Source organism: Clostridioides sp. ZZV15-6388 (assembly GCF_020657755.1).
GTDB lineage: Bacteria > Bacillota > Clostridia > Peptostreptococcales > Peptostreptococcaceae > Clostridioides.
Window position 1 is genome coordinate 37,910 of the sequence record NZ_JAGWCU010000009.1, and the last position, 18,631, is coordinate 56,540.

General features: G+C 26.2%; 17 protein-coding genes. All 17 read left to right on the forward strand.

All coding sequences use genetic code 11. The features are described 5' to 3' along the window. Positions 1-2: 2 nt before the first annotated feature. The 17 genes from KGF48_RS07970 to cas4 all read left to right on the forward strand — a co-directional run bounded on the left by KGF48_RS07970 (position 3) and on the right by cas4 (position 18,631). Entirely contained in the window at positions 3-902 is a 900-nt protein-coding gene (locus KGF48_RS07970) for a helix-turn-helix transcriptional regulator (RefSeq protein WP_227841415.1), read from the forward strand. A gap of 340 nt (positions 903-1,242) precedes the next feature. Further along, complete coding sequence (locus KGF48_RS07975; RefSeq protein ID WP_227840806.1) at positions 1,243-1,872, forward strand: hypothetical protein; 630 nt, start codon at positions 1,243-1,245, stop codon at positions 1,870-1,872. Beyond that, positions 1,873-2,655, forward strand: coding sequence for an ABC transporter permease (locus KGF48_RS07980; RefSeq protein WP_227829588.1), 783 nt, complete (start codon positions 1,873-1,875; stop codon positions 2,653-2,655). It abuts the gene before it with no gap. Continuing rightward, the gene (locus KGF48_RS07985; RefSeq protein ID WP_227867902.1) at positions 2,648-3,517 is read left to right on the forward strand and encodes an ABC transporter ATP-binding protein; all 870 of its coding nucleotides are present in this window, start codon (positions 2,648-2,650) and stop codon (positions 3,515-3,517) included. Before KGF48_RS07980 ends, KGF48_RS07985 begins: the two co-directional genes overlap by 8 nt. A 31-nt stretch (positions 3,518-3,548) precedes the next feature. Beyond that, on the forward strand, positions 3,549-4,508 hold the full coding sequence (locus KGF48_RS07990; protein WP_227867903.1) for an NrtA/SsuA/CpmA family ABC transporter substrate-binding protein: 960 nt from the start codon (positions 3,549-3,551) through the stop codon (positions 4,506-4,508). A 160-nt stretch (positions 4,509-4,668) separates the two neighbouring features. Next, positions 4,669-5,361: a response regulator transcription factor gene (locus KGF48_RS07995; protein ID WP_227829585.1), complete on the forward strand. Its 693-nt coding sequence runs from the start codon at positions 4,669-4,671 to the stop codon at positions 5,359-5,361. Between the two features lie 9 nt (positions 5,362-5,370). After that, positions 5,371-6,363 (forward strand): sensor histidine kinase, encoded by a 993-nt coding sequence (locus KGF48_RS08000; protein ID WP_227840809.1) that lies wholly within the window; start codon positions 5,371-5,373, stop codon positions 6,361-6,363. A gap of 266 nt (positions 6,364-6,629) precedes the next feature. Next, positions 6,630-7,481 (forward strand): undecaprenyl-diphosphate phosphatase, encoded by an 852-nt coding sequence (locus KGF48_RS08005; RefSeq protein ID WP_227840810.1) that lies wholly within the window; start codon positions 6,630-6,632, stop codon positions 7,479-7,481. A 103-nt stretch (positions 7,482-7,584) separates the two neighbouring features. Beyond that, positions 7,585-8,331, forward strand: coding sequence for an ABC transporter ATP-binding protein (locus tag KGF48_RS08010; RefSeq protein ID WP_227829582.1), 747 nt, complete (start codon positions 7,585-7,587; stop codon positions 8,329-8,331). Then, positions 8,331-10,247: an ABC transporter permease gene (locus KGF48_RS08015; RefSeq protein ID WP_227867904.1), complete on the forward strand. Its 1,917-nt coding sequence runs from the start codon at positions 8,331-8,333 to the stop codon at positions 10,245-10,247. Before KGF48_RS08010 ends, KGF48_RS08015 begins: the two co-directional genes overlap by 1 nt. Positions 10,248-10,483: 236 nt before the next feature. Next, positions 10,484-11,437: a helix-turn-helix transcriptional regulator gene (locus KGF48_RS08020; protein ID WP_227840812.1), complete on the forward strand. Its 954-nt coding sequence runs from the start codon at positions 10,484-10,486 to the stop codon at positions 11,435-11,437. Between the two features lie 77 nt (positions 11,438-11,514). Then, positions 11,515-12,252, forward strand: a complete 738-nt coding sequence (gene cas6 / locus KGF48_RS08025; RefSeq protein ID WP_227856748.1) for a CRISPR-associated endoribonuclease Cas6 — start codon at positions 11,515-11,517, stop codon at positions 12,250-12,252. Between the two features lie 5 nt (positions 12,253-12,257). Then, a complete protein-coding gene (cas8a1, locus tag KGF48_RS08030) occupies positions 12,258-14,114 on the forward strand; it encodes a type I-B CRISPR-associated protein Cas8b1/Cst1 (protein ID WP_227861156.1) in 1,857 nt (618 codons plus the stop codon). 1 nt (position 14,115) lies between these two features. Next, positions 14,116-15,030, forward strand: coding sequence for a type I-B CRISPR-associated protein Cas7/Cst2/DevR (gene cas7i, locus KGF48_RS08035; RefSeq protein WP_227840815.1), 915 nt, complete (start codon positions 14,116-14,118; stop codon positions 15,028-15,030). A 1-nt stretch (position 15,031) separates the two neighbouring features. Then, complete coding sequence (gene cas5b / locus KGF48_RS08040; protein WP_227840816.1) at positions 15,032-15,733, forward strand: type I-B CRISPR-associated protein Cas5b; 702 nt, start codon at positions 15,032-15,034, stop codon at positions 15,731-15,733. A 10-nt stretch (positions 15,734-15,743) separates the two neighbouring features. Further along, positions 15,744-18,065 carry a CRISPR-associated helicase Cas3' gene (cas3, locus tag KGF48_RS08045; RefSeq protein ID WP_227867905.1) on the forward strand — a complete coding sequence of 774 codons (2,322 nt, stop codon included), beginning with the start codon at positions 15,744-15,746 and terminating at the stop codon, positions 18,063-18,065. Between the two features lie 47 nt (positions 18,066-18,112). Further along, a complete protein-coding gene (gene cas4, locus KGF48_RS08050) occupies positions 18,113-18,631 on the forward strand; it encodes a CRISPR-associated protein Cas4 (RefSeq protein WP_413894790.1) in 519 nt (172 codons plus the stop codon).

Consider the following 18,631-nt stretch of genomic DNA (forward strand, 5'->3'; position numbering starts at 1 on the left):
ATATGAAAAGTAATAGATTATTTGAAATTATTTATATCCTGTTAGATAAGAAAAGAGTAACTGCAACGGAGTTAGCTGAACACTTTGAAGTATCTAGACGAACTATTTGTAGAGATATTGAAATATTGTCATCTTCTGGTATTCCAATTTATACTGACAAAGGTAGAAATGGTGGTATAGGTATTTTAGATAATTTCACTTTTGATAAATCTATTTTATCTGAGCAAGAGCAGAAAGAAATTTTAGCTTCACTGGAGAGCTTAAATGCACTTAAGTATCCAAATATTGATTCTACATTGGCAAAACTTAAACCTTTATTCTGCAAATCAGATACAAGCTGGATAAGTGTTGATTTTTCTCATTGGGGTAGTGATGATAGAGAAAAAGATAAATTTGTAAAGATAAAATCTGCTATATTAGATTGTAATATTATAACCTTTGAATATATAGACACTTATGGAAAAATAAGTTTACGCTGTGTAGAGCCACTTATGATTTGGTTTAAAGAAAAATCATGGTATCTTAAAGCTTATTGTCGTAAAAAAAATGATTATAGAATTTTTAAAATTATGAGGATGAGAAATATCTGCGTCTGTGAGCAGACATTTGTGAGGAGTATGCCAACAGAAGTAGGAGAAATAAAAGAAAATGAGTATAAAAATATCAATTTGAAATTGAAAATTTCTAAAGATATAGGATATAGAGTATATGATGAATTTGATATTGACAATATATCAGATGATAACAATGGAAATTTTATAGTGACTGTACAATATCCACAAAACGACTGGATTTATGGATATATACTTTCTTTTGGAAAAAATATTGAGGTACTAGAACCCATAGATGTTAGAGATAAGATTTTACAGATTATTGATAATATTAAAATAAAATATTTATGATTACTAAAAAAAGTGAAGTATTAATTATACTTCACTTTTTTTAGTAAATTAGCAAAGTATAATTTAGTTTTTTATCATATTTTTATTTTATATATATAGAATTAACATCAAATTATCTATACTAATTGTGTATATATCATTATAAGTAGATTAATAGTAATATACATATGTTATTGTTAAAACAAATTGAATATATCATTTTAATATTGTAAGTAAAATAGTAATAATTTGTAAATAAACATTACTTTTTTAAGAAAAAATTAATATATTGACAAAAACTAAGTGCTCATTTAAACTAATAGTTGAGAATAATATTCAATATTAAATAATAGGAGGAGCTATGAATAAATATCTTCTAATAAATCCAGTAGCAGAAAAAATGTATGGGGAAAAGTTTAATATTATCAAAGAAACTTTGATAAAAAAAGGGTACATAATGGTTGAATGTGAGGCGCAATTAGAATATGTAAAGAATCAGTACAAAGAATATGCAAAAAAAATTGAAAATACAATGTTAGATTGTAGATGTCCAGAAAGCATAAATCTTTTAAAAAGAAATAATTTGATAAGTGGCTTTGAAGTTCCTATGATAGAACCAATATTAGTAAGGACTTGTAGAGTCTTATATGAAAAATATATTAAAAGTGAAGAAGATATGTTAATAGTAACCTGTCCATGTACACAATTAAGAGATTTTGCAAGTGAAAAGTTTAAAGACAAAGATAATGCTGTATTTTATACATGGAAGGAATTTGCTGAAAGAGAAGGTATAAAATCACTTGGAAAAATAGATGAATCTCCAATTCCATTAGGATATTTTAAGGATTCTTTTGAAAAAGTTCTTGAAGTATCAAGTGAAGATGAAATATTAAGTAAAATACAAGAAATTAAAAATGGCTCTGAGGATAAGTACGATATAGTAGAAATGTTTTATTGTAAAGATGGATGTAATAATGGAGATGGTTTGTAAATGGGCAATAAAATTAATGATAAACTTTTGAGGTTAATAAAAAGTGTTTTAATATTTTTTATAATTCTTGTATTGTGGAAAATTACAAATTATCTTAGTATTTGGAGTGAATATATACTACCACCACCTGAAAAAGTGTATAGTACATTTTTAAATATGATAAATGATGGTTCAATATTTATTAATGTATATGCAAGTATGAAAAGAGTTTTGATAGGGTTTGCAATAAGTACAATTATAGGTGTTCCTTTAGGTATATTCTTTGGAATTTATGGTAAAGTTTATGAGTACTTTAAATCATTGATAAATTTTTTGAGAAATACACCACCGCTTGCTCTAATACCAATGCTTATATTATGGTTTGGTATAGGTGAAGAATCAAAAATAATAATTATAATTTTGGCATCTTTTTTCCCAATCTTTACAAGTACATTAAAGGGGATTAAAAATTGTGATTCAAAGTTAATTGAAGTAGGTAGAGTATTTGAATTGTCAAAGCTTCAGATAATATTTAGAATAATTATTCCTAATGCAATTCTTGATATTGCAGTTGGTCTAAAGTTAGCACTTGGATATAGTTTTAGAGCAATTATAGGAGCTGAACTTGTAGCTGCTTCGTCAGGTCTTGGATATTTAATATCTGATGGAAAAGAAATGTCTAGAACAGATGTTGTTATTGTAGGAATAATTGTAATTGGACTTCTAGGAATAATCACAGACTATATATTTTCAATTATTGTAAAAAAGGTAAGCAAAGGAAAGATGGTGGAAGCATATGAGTAGTCTAGTATGTAATTCTGGGTATATAATCAGAAATCTATCTAAAAGTTATAAAGTTGATAATGAAGAACATGTAGTGCTTAGTGATATTTCTTTAAGTATAGATAAAAGTCATATAACTGTAATTTTAGGTGAAAGTGGATGTGGCAAAACCACTTTACTTAGGGCAATTGCATCACTTGAAGATGTAAATAGTGGTGAAATTAGGTTTGTAAAAGATAATAAAGAGTATAGACCTAATGTTAGCTTTGTATTTCAAGAAAGTAGGTTGATGCCATGGTTAAATGTAAGCGAAAACATAGCTTTTCACAATCAACGAAAAGACACTCTTTTAAATAAAATACTCAATAAGTTAAATCACTCAAAAAGTACCACTAATAAAGATAGAAATGATAATCTTATATATTTAAATGGCAAGGATGATTTAAGTAAATCAAACAAACAAGATAGTATTGATATAGAAAAATATCTTAAAATGATGAACTTACAGAAATTTAAAAATTCTTATCCAAATGAGCTTTCAGGAGGCATGGCACAGAGAGTAAGTATAGCTAGAGCACTTTCTTTTAATCCAGATATGTTGTTTATGGACGAGCCTTTTTCAGCACTAGATTATTTTACAAGGATTGATATGCAAAATGAAGTTATAAGAATACATAAATCAACCAATAAAGGTGTAATATTTGTAACTCATGATATTGATGAAGCATTAAAGATAGGCAAAAAAATAGTTGTTTTTACAAAGGAAAGAAAAATAGAAGAATTTAATATAGAGGATGATTATAATAGAGATTTAACTTCAAATTACTATATTAAATTAAAAAAAGATATTTTAATGACAATGAAATCAAATAAAAGCATTTAAAGAAATTAATAATATTTTAAGGAGTAAAAATATGAAATTAAAAAAACTATTGATATGTATAACAATATTAACACTTACAACAGCGTCTTTAGCTGGATGTGCAAAAAAGAATGAGGGTGAAAATCTTTCAGAAATAAATTTAACTTATGTAAAATCACCACTAAATGTGCCTTCTATAATTCAAAAACAAGATGATTTATTTGGGAAAGAATTTAAAAAGGATAATATAGCAGTTAATTTTCATGAAATAACTACAGGACCGGAGCAAACACAGGCTTTAGCGGCTGGAGAGATAGATTTTTTACATGCATTAGGGGGGACATCAGCTTTAATAGCAGCATCTAATGGTGTAGATTTAAAAATATTAAACACTTATAGTAGATCACCAAAAGGATTTATGATTTTAACAAATAATGATTCAATAAAATCAGCAGCAGATTTAGCTGGTAAGAAGGTTGCTGGACCAAAAGGAACTATATTACATCAAGTATTAATTGCAGCACTTGATAAAGAAGGATTAAGTATGGATGATGTTGAGTTTGTTAATATGGGTATTCCAGAAGCATCAGCAGCTCTTTCTGATGGTAGTGTTGATGCTGCATTGATTGCTGGACCAGCAGCTCTTAAAGCCATGAAATCTGGAAGTAAACTTGTAGCAAATGGTGAAGGTTTAGTAGATGGTATAATAGTAACTGCTGTTAGTACAGATTTTGCTGAAAAACATCCAGAGGTAGTTGAAAGATTTATGAAAGTTGAAAAAGAAACTTTAGAATATGTAGACAATAACTTTGATGAAGCTATGGAAAAGGTAGCAAAAGAAGTTGATTTAAGTGTTGAAGAAACTAAAGAGTTATATGCTTGGTATGATTTTAGTTTAGATATAACAGACAAAGATATATCTTCTCTTGAAGAGACACAAGACTTCTTAATAAAAAATGGATTACAAGAGAAAAAAGTAGACATAAAAGAATTAATATATAATGCTAAGTAGTAGTGATAATAGTGTTAAAAGTTTAAGTTACCTTATTTAAGGTAACTTTTTCTATTCTATTGATAAAAATATATGCTAATGATATGTTTATATATGGAGCAATATACGAATATAATATTAACATAGGGTAAATAAGAAAATTAAAATATGGAGGAATTATATGAGTCATAAAATATATATTGTAGAAGATGATATATCAATAAGTACATTACTTAAAGATTATATAGAGAAATATGGATTTGAAGTAATGGTTGAAGAAAACTTTGATAATATAATTACTACATTTGCAAATTTCAAGCCAGACTTAGTGCTTTTAGATGTAAATTTACCAAAATTTGATGGATTCTATTGGTGTAGATGTATTAGACAACAATCAAATATTCCTATAATTTTTGTATCAGCTAGAGATAGTAATTTAGACCAGATTAGAGCTTTAGAAAGTGGAGCTGATGACTATATAACAAAGCCTTTTTATTATGATGTAGTAATGGCAAAGATAAAAAGTCATATAAGAAGGGTATATGGTGAATATTCGCCTAAAATAGATGAGAGAATATTAGAACTAGATGGACTAAAGTTTTATCCAGAAAGATTAGAGCTAGAGTTAGAGGATAAGACCTTGATTATCACTAAAAAAGAAGGAATATTACTTGAGTGTCTTATAAAAAAATACCCTAAAGTAGTAAGTAGAGATTATCTATTAGAAAAGATATGGGATGATATTGAGTTTGTAGAAGAAAATACTCTAAATGTAAATGTTAGTAGAATAAGAAAAAGATTTGAGGAGTTAGGTATAAATGATGCTGTCCAAACTGTACGAGGAGTAGGATATAAGTTAAATAAAAATTGGTAAGGAGAGAATATGAAATTATTATTTAAAGATTGTAAAGGCTATATTTTTATATATTATTTAGGAATATCTATGACAATTATTTATTGTAGTCTTATGAAATTTATCAGTGTAGAAGAAGCTTTATATATCTTATTGTTTAGTACTTTTATCTTATTGTGTTTTTTGATATATAAATATTATAAAAATAGAGAAGTATATAATCTCTTTAAAAAAGGTATAAACTCTTTAGATGAATCCTTTTTATATTTAGGGAGCTCTTTTTTTGGAGAAAACATATCAGTTATTTTAAAACAACAACATAGATTATATCAATCAATGATTCAGGAACATAAAAAAATACATAGTGAACATTTAACTTTTATCAACCAATGGATTCATCAAATGAAGACTCCAATATCAGTTATAAGTCTTCAACTTCAGGAATATGAAGGTGAAGAAGTTACTGAAAATATAAAAAAGGAGATAGATAGAGTTAATAAAGGCTTAAACATGGCTATGTATTTCGCAAGAGTGGATGAATTTCAGAAAGATTTTGTGGTTGAAAAAGCTAATTTGAATGATATTATAGTAGATACTATAAATGATGAAAAGAGATTATTTATAAAGAATGGGATAATTCCTAAAATAGATATAGATAAATCTATTTATATTTATACAGATATAAAATGGATGAAATTTATAATAAATCAGTTAATTACAAATGGAGTTAAATATTCTAAAGATTATAGTAAAGATTTGATTATAAAATCTGAAGAAAATAATAAGTCTATAATTTTAAGTATAATAGACAAAGGTGTTGGAATTGTATCTAAAGATATAAAAAGAGTATTTGACCCATTTTTTACAGGAGAAAATGGACGTAAATTTGGAGAATCTACAGGTATGGGACTCTATCTAGTAAAAAAAGTATGTGACAACTTAGGTCATAAGGTCAGTATAAAATCAGAAGTAGGAAAAGGAACCGAAGTTTCAATAATATTTAGTAAAGATAATATAAGCTAATAAGAGACTATTTTAAGAGGGATTAACATTGTATTTATAATTTAAATGTCTTGTTAAAATTAATGTGTATATATATTTTAATAAGATTTATAATTATACAATCTAATTTTAAGATAGTTTATTTTTTGCAAACATTACATAGATGTAATGTTTGTGTAATGTTTGTAGATAGTGAAATCTTCTAATGTCAATTAAAATTAATATAAGAAATGACATAAGAAAAGAAATTTTAAGAAGATTATATAGTAAAGAAAGGGTGTTTATCAATGAGTTTGGATATTATTTTTATATTAAAATCAATCATAATAGCTATAGTAGAGGGACTTACAGAATTTATTCCAGTGTCATCTACAGGTCATATGATTTTGGTGGGAAGCTTAATAGATTTTAAAGGTCAATTTGCTGAGATGTTTGAAGTTGTAATACAACTTGGAGCTATACTAGCAGTAGTAGTACTTTACTGGAAAAAAATAAAGGATAGTGTTATAGAGTTTTTTAAATTCATATTTACTGGAGGTAAGGAAGGAAAAACTGGATTTAAATTTGGAATAAATGTTATTGTAGGTTGTATACCATTTGGGATTGTGGGAGTTATATTTTATGATAACATAAAAGCATTGTTTAACTTACAATCTGTAATTATAGGGTTCATAGTTGGGGGTATTTTATTATTAGTAATAGAAACTCTATTTAGAAAAAAGAAGCACTCAACAGATAATATAGATAAAGTCACTCCAGTGCAAGCTTTAAAAATCGGTGTATTACAAGTTTTATCTGCGTGGCCAGGAATGTCAAGAAGTGCATCTACTATTATGGGTGGATGGATAGCAGGGCTTAATTCTCCTACAGCAGCAGAATTTTCATTTTTCTTAGCTATACCAGCAATGGTAGCTTCTTCAGGACTAGATTTATTTGAATTTGATTATTCAATAATGACACCAACTTTGTGGATTGCTTTAATTGTTGGATTTATAGTAGCATTTCTTGTGTCTATAGTAGTGATGGAAAAGTTCGTAAATTTTCTAAAGAAAAAACCAATGAGAGTATTTGCTATATATAGAATAGTGGCAGGTATAGTACTTGCTATATTAGCTTTTACCAATATAATTAGTATATAAACTAAAATAAATTCAGTATTTATATAAAATTTCTTTAATTAATATGAGTAGTATTTAATATATACTTCATGTCATTTTATAAATTAGAAAGGAGTTATAAATAATGAAAACCTTAATTGTGAGTAATTTGAGCAAAGTATATGGTAAAAAAATGATTTTTAATGCATTAAACAATATAAGTTTTAGTATAGAGGACGGAGAATTTGTAGGAATTATGGGACCATCTGGAAGTGGCAAGACTACTCTTTTAAATATGATTTCTACTATTGATAAAGCAACTACAGGAAAAATAGAATTAAAAGGTAAAAATCCATTATCATTAAAAGGTGAAGAACTTGCCTTATTTAGAAGAAGAGAGTTGGGGTTTGTATTTCAAGATTTTAATTTATTGGATACTTTAACTATTGGTGAAAATATAGTATTGCCATTGACACTAGATAAGGTAAGTGTAAAAGAACAAGATGAAAAGCTAAATGAAGTATCTAAAATTTTAGGTATAGAAGATTTATTAAATAAAAGGACTTTTGAAGTGTCTGGTGGCCAAGCTCAGAGAACTGCTATTGCTAGGGCATTAATCAATAAACCATCAATACTTTTAGCAGATGAGCCAACAGGTAATTTAGATTCAAAATCATCAAAGACTGTAATGGAGCTATTTCAAAAGATAAATAAAGAGAATAAAGTTACTACTATGATGGTAACTCATGACCCATTAGCAGCAAGCTATTGTAATCGTATTTTATTTATAAAGGATGGAGCTATATACAATGAAATATATAAGGAAAATAGTAGAGAGCAATTTTATCAAGAAATAATGGATGTGCTTACATTATTGGGAGGAGATAATTAATGAACATAAAACAATTTGCCATTAATAATATTTCAAGAAATATTAAAGCATATCTAGGATATTTAGCAAGTATTGTTATATCCTCTTCACTACTTTTTTCTTTTATTATGTTTACAAGTCATCCAAGCTTAGATATAGCTCAATTTCCTGACTATTTAAAAGAAGGTCTTAAGATGAGTAAAATAATTGCATATTTATTTTTATTCTTCTTTGTGTTTTATTCAGTGAGTGTTTTTCTTAAGAGTAGATATAAAGAGTTTGGAATACTCTATATTACAGGTATATCAAAACGACAAGTAATGAAATTGGTTCTTATAGAAAATATAGTAATAAATATAGTATCTTCTGTAATTGGGATAATAGTAGGTTTAATTTTTTCAAAGATATTTTTAGTAACTATGTCTACTTTTTTAGAATTATCACCACTAGAATTTTATATACCATTAAATGCAATGTTTTCCACTTTAATTTATTTTATGGTTTTAGCTATATTAACATCTATATTTACTTCTTTTATAATTAAGGAAAATCAAGTATTGAAGTTACTTAAAGGTACAAAAACTCCAAAACCAGAGCCTAAAACATCACTAATACTTGCTATATTAAGTATTTGCCTGTTTATAATAGCGTATTATAGTGCTGTTACATCAACTGACCAATATACAACATATTTACGCTTAGTTCCAGTTACATCTCTGACGATAGTAGCAACTTATTTATTCTTTTCTCAATTTAGTGTGTACTTTATAAAAAAATTGAAGATGAAGAAAAGTTTTTATAGAAGTAATACAAATATGCTTTGGATTTCAAACTTAATTTATAAGGTAAAAGATAATGCTAGGATATTCTTTTTGATAACTATAACTTCTGCAGTGGCATTCACTGCTATAGGTACTGTTTACTCATTTTGGAAAGATGTAAAACGTCAAATTAATTTAATATATCCTAGCACAATATATTATTCAACAATGACTTTGCATAATGACACTAATAAACCTGACAGTAAAGAGAAAGATAAGGAAAGAATGAGTTTTATAGAAAATAAGTTGAAAAAAGAAGGTATAGATTATGCAAGAGTTAATGGTGAGTTTAAAACTGTATTTCCTAAGAAAAGTGATTTTAATGTGAGAATAATGAAAGAATCAAAGTACCTAGAAATTACAAAGACTATAGGAGTTAAGCCTATAAGTTTTGAAGATAATGAATCTATATCATTGTTTTCATCAAGTTTACCTGGAGATAAGAAAGTCAAAGAAAATGTCATTATAGGGAATAGAAGTTTAAAGGTGGCAAAACAAGTTGAAGAATGTGTTATGCCAGCGTATTATAAAAATATGTATGTGGTAAAAGATAATTTTTATGATAGTATAAAATCAAAGTTTATAATAGATAGATTTTCAACATTTGAGGTAGAAGATTCAAGTAAAACTATAGATATATGTAGACAATTTGAAGATAAATTTGATAATGAGTCTAGAATGCAACCATATTTGTTTTTCTCTAAAGAATTAATGATAGAAACTGGTAAACTAACATATTCTACATTTATGTTTTTAGCAGTATTTATAGGTTTAATTTTCTTTGTTACTACAAGTAGTTTCTTATATAATAAGTTTTATATGGATTGTCAAATTGACAAGAAAAAGTATGAACAGTTAAATAAATTGGGGATGACATATAAGGAGATTAAAAGAGCTTCAACCATTGAGATTGGAATTGTGTTTTTGTTACCTTATGTAGTAGCTGTTGTACATTCGGTATTTGCACTTACTGCACTTAAGAACTCTTTTGATATAGAGGTTGCATCATCTGCGGTTTTGGTAATGGGAAGCTTGTTTATAGTTCAAATAGTGTATTTCTTACTTATAAGAAATAATTATTTAAAAGAGATAAGATTAAATTTAGTCAATTTTTAATGACTATTATTAACTAATAACAAAAAGGTTTAAAATTAATTGGTATTACTGGAATTATAAATGTTTATTTTTTCAGTAATATTTTTTATTGTATTAATTATTAAGATTCTATACAAATATGACATAATAAATGTCAAAATTATAAAAATATTCTACTTATATAAAGTATAAAGAGGTTATATGTACATATCTGTAGAAATAAATAATATAAAAATATTAATTAATGTTATTAGGGGGTGTTATTCATTAGTAAATTAGCTAATGCATTAAGAATGATGATATTAATTCAAAGTAGAGGTAAAATGAAATGTAAAGAGTTATCAGAAGAGTTGGAAGTAAGTGAAAGGCAAATAAAAAGTTATAAGATGTGCTTGGAGCAAGCTGGTATATTTATAAATTCAACACCTGGAATTTATGGTGGTTATGAAATCGATAAATGTAATAGTATCTCATCAATTAAATTATTAGATAATGAAGTTTCAATTCTAGATATGGTAAATTCACAGCTAGAGTACAATAATGATATTTACAAAAATGAATTTAATAGTATTGTAGAAAAAATAAAAGCAGTATTAAATACAGGAGAAAAAAGCGATACATATATGGATTATTTCACAGTACAAGCACAACGTAATTGTGATTATGAGTTTGAAAAAAATAAGTGTAATGAAATAACTAGAGCATATACCACAAAGCGTAAACTTTGGATAGAGTATTATTCATTGAATTCAGGCAATAGTGAAAGAATTGTTCATCCATATGGTTTGTTTAATTATAAGTCAGATACTTATATGGTAGCTTTTTGTGAAAAAAGATTTAAGTTTATAGACTTTAAATTATGTAGAATTAAAAACTATAAGGTTTTAGAAAAAAAGTATAATGTAGATAAAAGTTTTAATTGGGGTGAATACAGTAAAAATAGTATAGGAATTTATAAGGGAGAAGAAATTAATGTTGTTATAAAAATTAGCCATCCATTTTCAACAATTATAAAGGAGAAAGTTTGGGTTAATAATCAACAAATTATAGAGTATGATGATAAATCTATAATGTTTAAAGCTAAAATGAGAGGTTATGAGGAGATAAAAAGTTGGATTTTAAGTATGGGAGCCTATGTTGAGGTTGTAGAACCAGATAGACTTAGAAATGATATATTGTTAGAGATTGAAAAAATGAAAAAAATTTACTAATTTTTTCAAATAATTTATACTTGGACCAATATACTTCACGGTCTAGTGTTAATATATTAGTTGAGAGAGGTGATATTATGAAAATGAAAATTGAATTTAGTACAGGTTGTATACCAATATCTTATAATTCACTCTTTATGAGTATTATAAAAGAAGCAATAAGAAAATCTAATGAAGATTACTATAAAAACATGTACTATTATAATGAAAAACACAATAAAAAAACTAAAAATTTTACATTTTCAGTTTATATAAAAAAATATAGTATTGAAGGTGATAATTTTATTATCAAGGATAAAGTAATATTAAATATAAGTACTCCAGATTTAGAATTAGGTTTTCATATATATAATGGATTAATGACTTCTAAAAAATGTTTATATAAAGACTATGAACTTACAAGGATTAGAATAGATTTATCAAGAGAAAAGAAGGTAACAGAAGAGAGGGTACTATTTAATGCATTATCTCCAATCTGCATAAAGTCTAGAGAAGGGAAATTCTTAGAGATAAGTGATGATAGATATATAGAAGAGTTAAACTATATAACTAATGAAGTTGTCAAAAATTATAGGGGAAATGGATTAAAAAGAAAGCTAGAATTTGAAAATATAGGTCTCAAAAAGGTAGTGGTTAAAGAGAGTTTAAGAGAATTTAAAAAAATAACAGGTAAAGAATATCAATATGTTAATGGTTACAAAGGTAAGTTTATATTAAAAGGTGATATTGATGATTTAAATCTTATCTACAATCTAGGACTAGGTTTTAGGCGTGCTCAGGGATTTGGAGATGTAGATATTCTAGAATGGAAGTGAGCTAAATGAAGTTAAGGGTTTATAGAGGAGACTGGTTCTTTAATATGGGTATAGTTGGATTTTTAAATATAATAAAGAAAGCAGATAAGAAAGCAGAAATATTTATTATGGAAGATTATATCGAATTTGATAGTTCATTTCTTGAAAACTTTCATGAGGATTATTTTAATTACTTTATGGATGAATATGATGTATCAAAAAGGATTAGGAAGAGTATTGATTACAGTATAAATTTTATTAAATCTAAGCCTGATAAAATTAAAGATGGAATTAAAAAAATTAAAGATAGTATAAAACAACAAAATGATAAGGTTAAAAAATTTGATGAAGAAAAATTCAACTTGATAAAAGAAAAGTTAGATAGTATATCTAAGATAAAAAGTTATGATGAATTTGACATATTAGAAACTTTAATTGATGAGATTATAGATATATTTAAAATTAAATCAATAAACGATAGACTTACAGCTAATCTTTATAAATATGTAGTTCAAGATAATTATTTTGGACAAGTTAGTTTTTTTAATGTTGCTAAGGCTAAGTTAGATTTAGATGGATTAAAACAGGTAATGTTTAACGACTATTTAAGACAAATCATATATCTAGGGGAGTTAGAGGATTTACTAGAAGAGAATGATTATGATAAATTGAAAAACTATTTGAATGATAGATTAAATAGTATGGCTAAAGATGTAAGTGAAAAAAAAGTTAGTAAGTCTAGTATAAATACTATAGAAAAAATTATGAAGGAAATAAATAAAAATTTTATAAAGAAAAATAAAAGTATTAAAGATATAAAAGAGTATATGGATAGTTTAGAAGTATGTGAAATGTGTGGTTCATACAAAGGTATATTAGATGAGTATTCAGAAAGTAATTTTGCTCCTCTTGGAGTAAGTACCAATAATGCTAGAAATATGTTTTGGAATCAGGAGTACACATCATCAATATGTGATATTTGTAAGCTTATATTATTCTGTACTCCAGCAGGGGCTACTTATACAAGAAAAAATTATTTAACTAATGAAGAAAATGAGTTTTATTTATTTGTTAACATGGATACTTCTATAAATGAACTTTTTGAGAGAAATAATGAGTTAAAATTACAGAAAAGTGAGTCTTCAAGCTCCCAAGAAGAAACTCCTTTTAATAAACTTATAAAAAGTATAGTAGAAGAAAATAGATTAAAAAGTGAATGGCAGCTTAGGAATATCATTTTTGTAGAATTTAAAGCAAGTATAGATTCTAAAAAATGTAAAATAAATTACTTTAATATTCCTACTTATTTAGCAAAAATCTTTACAAACAAGGATGTAAATAAAAAAATACAAAGTATCTATGATTATAAGCTTAAATCAAATGTATTAGATTTACTTTTGAAAAATAGAGACTTGAAGCATTTAATTAATAATACTTTAAGAAATAAAGTTAAGAATGACATGGAAGGTAGAAATAAATCAAATATATCAGGAACAGATTGTTTTAGACTGGTTCAATTAAGATTAATAGTAAATAACTATAAGAGAGGAGTGTATAAAATGGATTATAAAAAGTTAAGAAAAGTTTATGAATCAGGTTGTGAAATACATGATTATTATGTTAATAAGAATGCTAAAAATAAAATAGAAGGAATAACATATAAGCTTTTAAATTTGATTAAGGTTGGTAATAAGAATGATTTTTTTCAAACAATTTTAAGAATTTTTTCACCAAGTGAAAAAACTCCACCAGAAGAATTTTTACAGATGCTTAGTGAAGAGGAGTTAGATTTTGAAGCTATAGGATACGCATTTACAATGGGATTAATGTCAGAAAAATGTGAGAGAAAAAATAGACAAGTAGATAATAAGGAGGAAAAATAATATGAAAAGAGGATTAACGTTTACAGTAATAACACAAGCTCAAAGTTTAAACTATGGTGAAGGAATAACCAATATATCCGAATTAAAAAAACTAAGTAGAGGAGATGGAAATATCTACACATTTGCATCTCGCCAGTGTTTAAGATATGACATAGTAAGATTAGCTTCGGAGTTATTTAATTGGAATTTGCAGGTTGTAGATAAAGAAAAAGGTACAGTTCAGTTTAAAGATAATATAAATATAAGAGAATCAGAAGAAATGGACTTGTTTGGATATATGAAAACAAATAAAAAAGATGAGAAAGATAAAAAAGGAGGTTCATTGACTAGAGAAGCTACTGTAAGATTAAGTAATGCAATTTCTCTTGAGCCATATAGAAGTGACATGGACTTTTTAAATAATAAAGGATTGGCAGATAGAATAGGAGAACACCCTAATCTTGCTAATATAGAACAACATTTGAGTTATTATACATATACAGTGACTATAGACTTATCTAAAATAGGTAAGGATGGAGATATAGAACTTGATAATAAAGAGAAATGTAAGAGAGTAGTAGAATTTTTAGAAATAATAAAAGTATTGAATAGAAATATTAGAGGTAGACAAGAAAACTTATCTCCTTTATTTGTAGTAGGAGGAGTATATGAAATAGCAAATCCATTTTTCTTAGGTAGAATTAAATTAAAAGGAGATAAAAATGGGTTTAAAGTAAATAAGTCAGCAATAGAAGAAGTAGTTCAAGGTACTTTTTTAGGAAAGGGTTTAAAGCAGTTTACCTATGTGGGAATGGTAGATGGAGCATTTACAAATAAAGAAGAGTTTGAGGGATTATTTGAAGATAATTTTTTAAGTGTAGATAAATTTTTTGGACAACTAGTTAAAGAAGTAAAGGAATATTATGGGGTGAATTAATATGAAGGTTTTGAAATTAGATTTATTTCAAGAAACTGCATGCTATAAAAAGCCATTTGCTATGAAGATTACAGAAACTTATCCACTACCACCATATTCTACAGTAAATGGATTAATTCACAAAATATTAAATGCGACAGAGTATATACCATTTAATATAAGTGTACAGGGAACATATGAAAGTATATTTAATAATTATCAGACAACATATTTTTATAAAAAGGATAGTATTACATCTATGCCAATGAACAGTCATATGTTATTAAATGTAAATTTGATAATTCATATAGGTGGGGATTTTGAATTATTGAAAGAAATATATGATAGTTTATTAAATTGTGGTGAGCATTTATCATTAGGTAGAAAAGAAGATTTAGTGAGAATTAATGATATTAGATTTGTAGAAATTAATAAATTTGAAGTAGATTCTGATATGCAATTAGATGATTACGAAAATTCTAGGCTATCAGAATATAATATAAGAATGCCTATATATATACCAAAGTCAAGTTTACAAGATGAATATATAGAGGGAATAAGTTACAGGCTCAATAATTACTATGATAATAATGCTCTGAAAGATAAAAAAAGAGTTTGGAATAAGGTAGATAGTTATTATGTTGATGATGGAAATACTATATCAGTTGGAGATATATTATTAGACAATGAAGGAGATTTATTATATTTTAATAATATAAATTAGGAGGAAGAGTATGTTATATGCTAAATCTAATCCAGTGGAAACATTGAGAGAACATACTGATGAGCTTTTAAAACAAATGAATGTGTTAAGAGAATGCCATGGAACAAACATAAATAGGCTAAATTTTTTAGAGGAAGAGAAATTTTGGCAATTACTTGATTTTGTTATAGAATTTCATGATATTGGAAAAGCATTTTCTCCATTTCAAAACCTAATAAGAAGTAGGATGGATATTGAAACAAATAAATCTAAAATAGTAACTCATCTAGAAAATAATATAGGTCATAATTATCTTTCTCCTGCATTTATTGATTATAGTTATGTAGACAGGGCAAAGGATAGAGAACTGAGAGCAGTATTAATTCAAGTTATCGTATATCATCATGAAAGAGATATCTTTATAGATAAAGATTTTAAAGATTTAATACAAAAAATATTAGATGAAGATTTAATAAATAAAGTTTATGAATTACAATATGAATTTAAAGTTAGATATCCAATAAGAACCGAAAAATTAAGTAAAGCGTATATACAAAGTGTAATAAAAAGAATAGATAAAAATCACAAATACTATAATTTATATATCATGTTAAAAGGTATACTACATAGATTAGATCACAGTGCTTCTGCTCATGAGGTTGTGGAATGCAATAGTGTCATGAATATAGGAGAACACACAGAGAATTATTTAATGGAAGAATTTGGTAGTTTGAGAGAGGCTCAATCATTTGCTAAATCTAATAGAGATAAAAATATAATATTGATAGCCTCTACAGGTATGGGGAAAACAGAAACTGCTTTAATTTGGATAGATAAGGATAAGGCCTTTTTCACACTTCCATTAAGGGTAAGTATAAATGCGTTATTTGATAGGGCAAAAAATATAGTTGGAGTGGGAGAATCAAATGATACATTCTTAGGTCTGTTACATTCAACAGCAATAGATTATCTGGAAGAAAGTAATCAAGAAAATTCAAATGAGATTGTAGATTTAGCAAAGTTATTATCTTGCAAGTTGACATTTTCCACAATAGACCAAATATTTAAATTTCCTTTTTTGTATAGAGGATATGAAAAAGTATACTCAACATTAGCATATTCAAAGGTAGTAATAGATGAGATACAAGCATATTCACCAGAAATAGCAGCTGTATTGGTAAAGGGTATAGAAATGATACATAAGATAGGTGGCAGATTTATGATAATGACAGCTACTATGCCAACTATATATATAGACGAACTAAAAAAAAGAGGTGTATTGGATAGTAACTTAGCTAAATTGACATGTAATACAGAAAAAATAAGACATTGTGTATCTATTGTAGAAAACTCAATAGATGAAAATTTAGAAAAAATAATACAAAGTGGAATGAATAAAAAAGTTCTTGTAATAGTAAATACAGTCAAAAGTGCTGTAGAAAAATATGAGTTAATAGAAGAGATAGTTAAGCTAAAAGGAATAGATATTAACTTAAATCTTTTACATTCTATGTATATACAAGAAGATAGAGCAAAACTAGAAAAACATATAAAAGAATTTGCAGATAGTGATAAAAATGGAATTTGGATTACTACACAATTAGTAGAAGCATCCCTTGACATTGATTTTGATGAACTTCATACAGAAAATTCAACACTTGACAGTTTATTTCAAAGGTTTGGAAGATGTTATAGAGGTCGTGAGTATAAAAAAAATAGTCCAAATATATTTATATATACAGAAAAAGCTACAGGAATAGGCAGTATCTATGATGAAACAATTGTAAAAAATGGACTTGAGTTATTGAAAGCTTTTATAAATGGCAAAGAATGTGTAAAGATGGAAGAAAAATATAAGGTAGAAATGGTTAAGGTACTATACTCTAAAGAAAGCTTAGAAGGTACAGCTTTTAAAAAGAGATTTACTAGTGCTTTAAATATTTTAGATACTATAACACCATATAGTTTGGGCTCTAAAGATGCGCAAAATATACTTAGAAATATTGAAGGATATACAGTAATACCAGAGGATATATATAATAAAATTGAAGAAACTTTGGTAAAAAATTATAAAGTTTTGGGGAAAGAACTTACAGAGGCATATAGTAATGAAGACAGACAATTAATAAATGAAATAAAATTTAAGAGAAAAAAAGCTAGAAGAGAAATAATTAAAAAAAGTGTAAATATACCAATATATAAAGCTAAACAAAATATAGTGGATATAAATATAAAGGGTCTAGAAGATTTAAAAATACTTTTATATAAATATGATATACATGAAAATAAGCATACAAAACAGATATTTGGCAAAGGTGTGCTTATAGGTAAGGAAATAGACCAATTTATTTGATTTTTATATTAACAATGTGGCTAAAATTTACTAGAGAAGGTGATTTTGTGCCAATAGATTTAGAATTATTGAAAGTTCAAGGAGTAAAGATAAATTATTATTATGTATGTAAAAGAAAACTATGGTTATTCTCTAAAGGAATAACTATGGAACAAAATAGTAGTAGGGTTTTATCTGGAAAAATAGTACATGAAGATTCTTATAAAAGAATGAAAAATAAAGAGGTATTAATTGATGATATCCTGAGATTAGATATAATAAAGGATGAGTATGTTAAGGAAGTAAAAATAAGTTCAAAGATGAAAGAAGCAGATGAAATGCAACTATACTATTACTTATATTATTTAAAAAAGAGTATGGGTATAGATAAAAAAGGAACTATAAATTATGTCAAGGAAAAGAAACAAGAAGAATTAATATTAACAGAGGAAAAAGAAAGAGCTGTTGAAAATACACTTATAAATATAAATGAAATAAATATGAAGTTATCTCCTCCTAAAATTGAGAAAAAATCTTATTGTACAAAATGTGCTTATTATGAATTTTGTTTTGTGAAGGAGGAGTAA

Bases quoted from the DNA above. Each gene is read 5' to 3' on its own strand.
- KGF48_RS07970 (WP_227841415.1), top strand. From the start codon at position 3: ATGAAAAGTAATAGATTATTTGAAATTATTTATATCCTGTTAGATAAG.
- KGF48_RS07975 (WP_227840806.1), top strand. From the start codon at position 1,243: ATGAATAAATATCTTCTAATAAATCCAGTAGCAGAAAAAATGTATGGG.
- KGF48_RS07980 (WP_227829588.1), top strand. From the start codon at position 1,873: ATGGGCAATAAAATTAATGATAAACTTTTGAGGTTAATAAAAAGTGTT.
- KGF48_RS07985 (WP_227867902.1), top strand. From the start codon at position 2,648: ATGAGTAGTCTAGTATGTAATTCTGGGTATATAATCAGAAATCTATCT.
- KGF48_RS07990 (WP_227867903.1), top strand. From the start codon at position 3,549: ATGAAATTAAAAAAACTATTGATATGTATAACAATATTAACACTTACA.
- KGF48_RS07995 (WP_227829585.1), top strand. From the start codon at position 4,669: ATGAGTCATAAAATATATATTGTAGAAGATGATATATCAATAAGTACA.
- KGF48_RS08000 (WP_227840809.1), top strand. From the start codon at position 5,371: ATGAAATTATTATTTAAAGATTGTAAAGGCTATATTTTTATATATTAT.
- KGF48_RS08005 (WP_227840810.1), top strand. From the start codon at position 6,630: ATGAGTTTGGATATTATTTTTATATTAAAATCAATCATAATAGCTATA.
- KGF48_RS08010 (WP_227829582.1), top strand. From the start codon at position 7,585: ATGAAAACCTTAATTGTGAGTAATTTGAGCAAAGTATATGGTAAAAAA.
- KGF48_RS08015 (WP_227867904.1), top strand. From the start codon at position 8,331: ATGAACATAAAACAATTTGCCATTAATAATATTTCAAGAAATATTAAA.
- cas6 (WP_227856748.1), top strand. From the start codon at position 11,515: ATGAAAATGAAAATTGAATTTAGTACAGGTTGTATACCAATATCTTAT.
- cas8a1 (WP_227861156.1), top strand. From the start codon at position 12,258: ATGAAGTTAAGGGTTTATAGAGGAGACTGGTTCTTTAATATGGGTATA.
- cas7i (WP_227840815.1), top strand. From the start codon at position 14,116: ATGAAAAGAGGATTAACGTTTACAGTAATAACACAAGCTCAAAGTTTA.
- cas5b (WP_227840816.1), top strand. From the start codon at position 15,032: ATGAAGGTTTTGAAATTAGATTTATTTCAAGAAACTGCATGCTATAAA.
- cas3 (WP_227867905.1), top strand. From the start codon at position 15,744: ATGTTATATGCTAAATCTAATCCAGTGGAAACATTGAGAGAACATACT.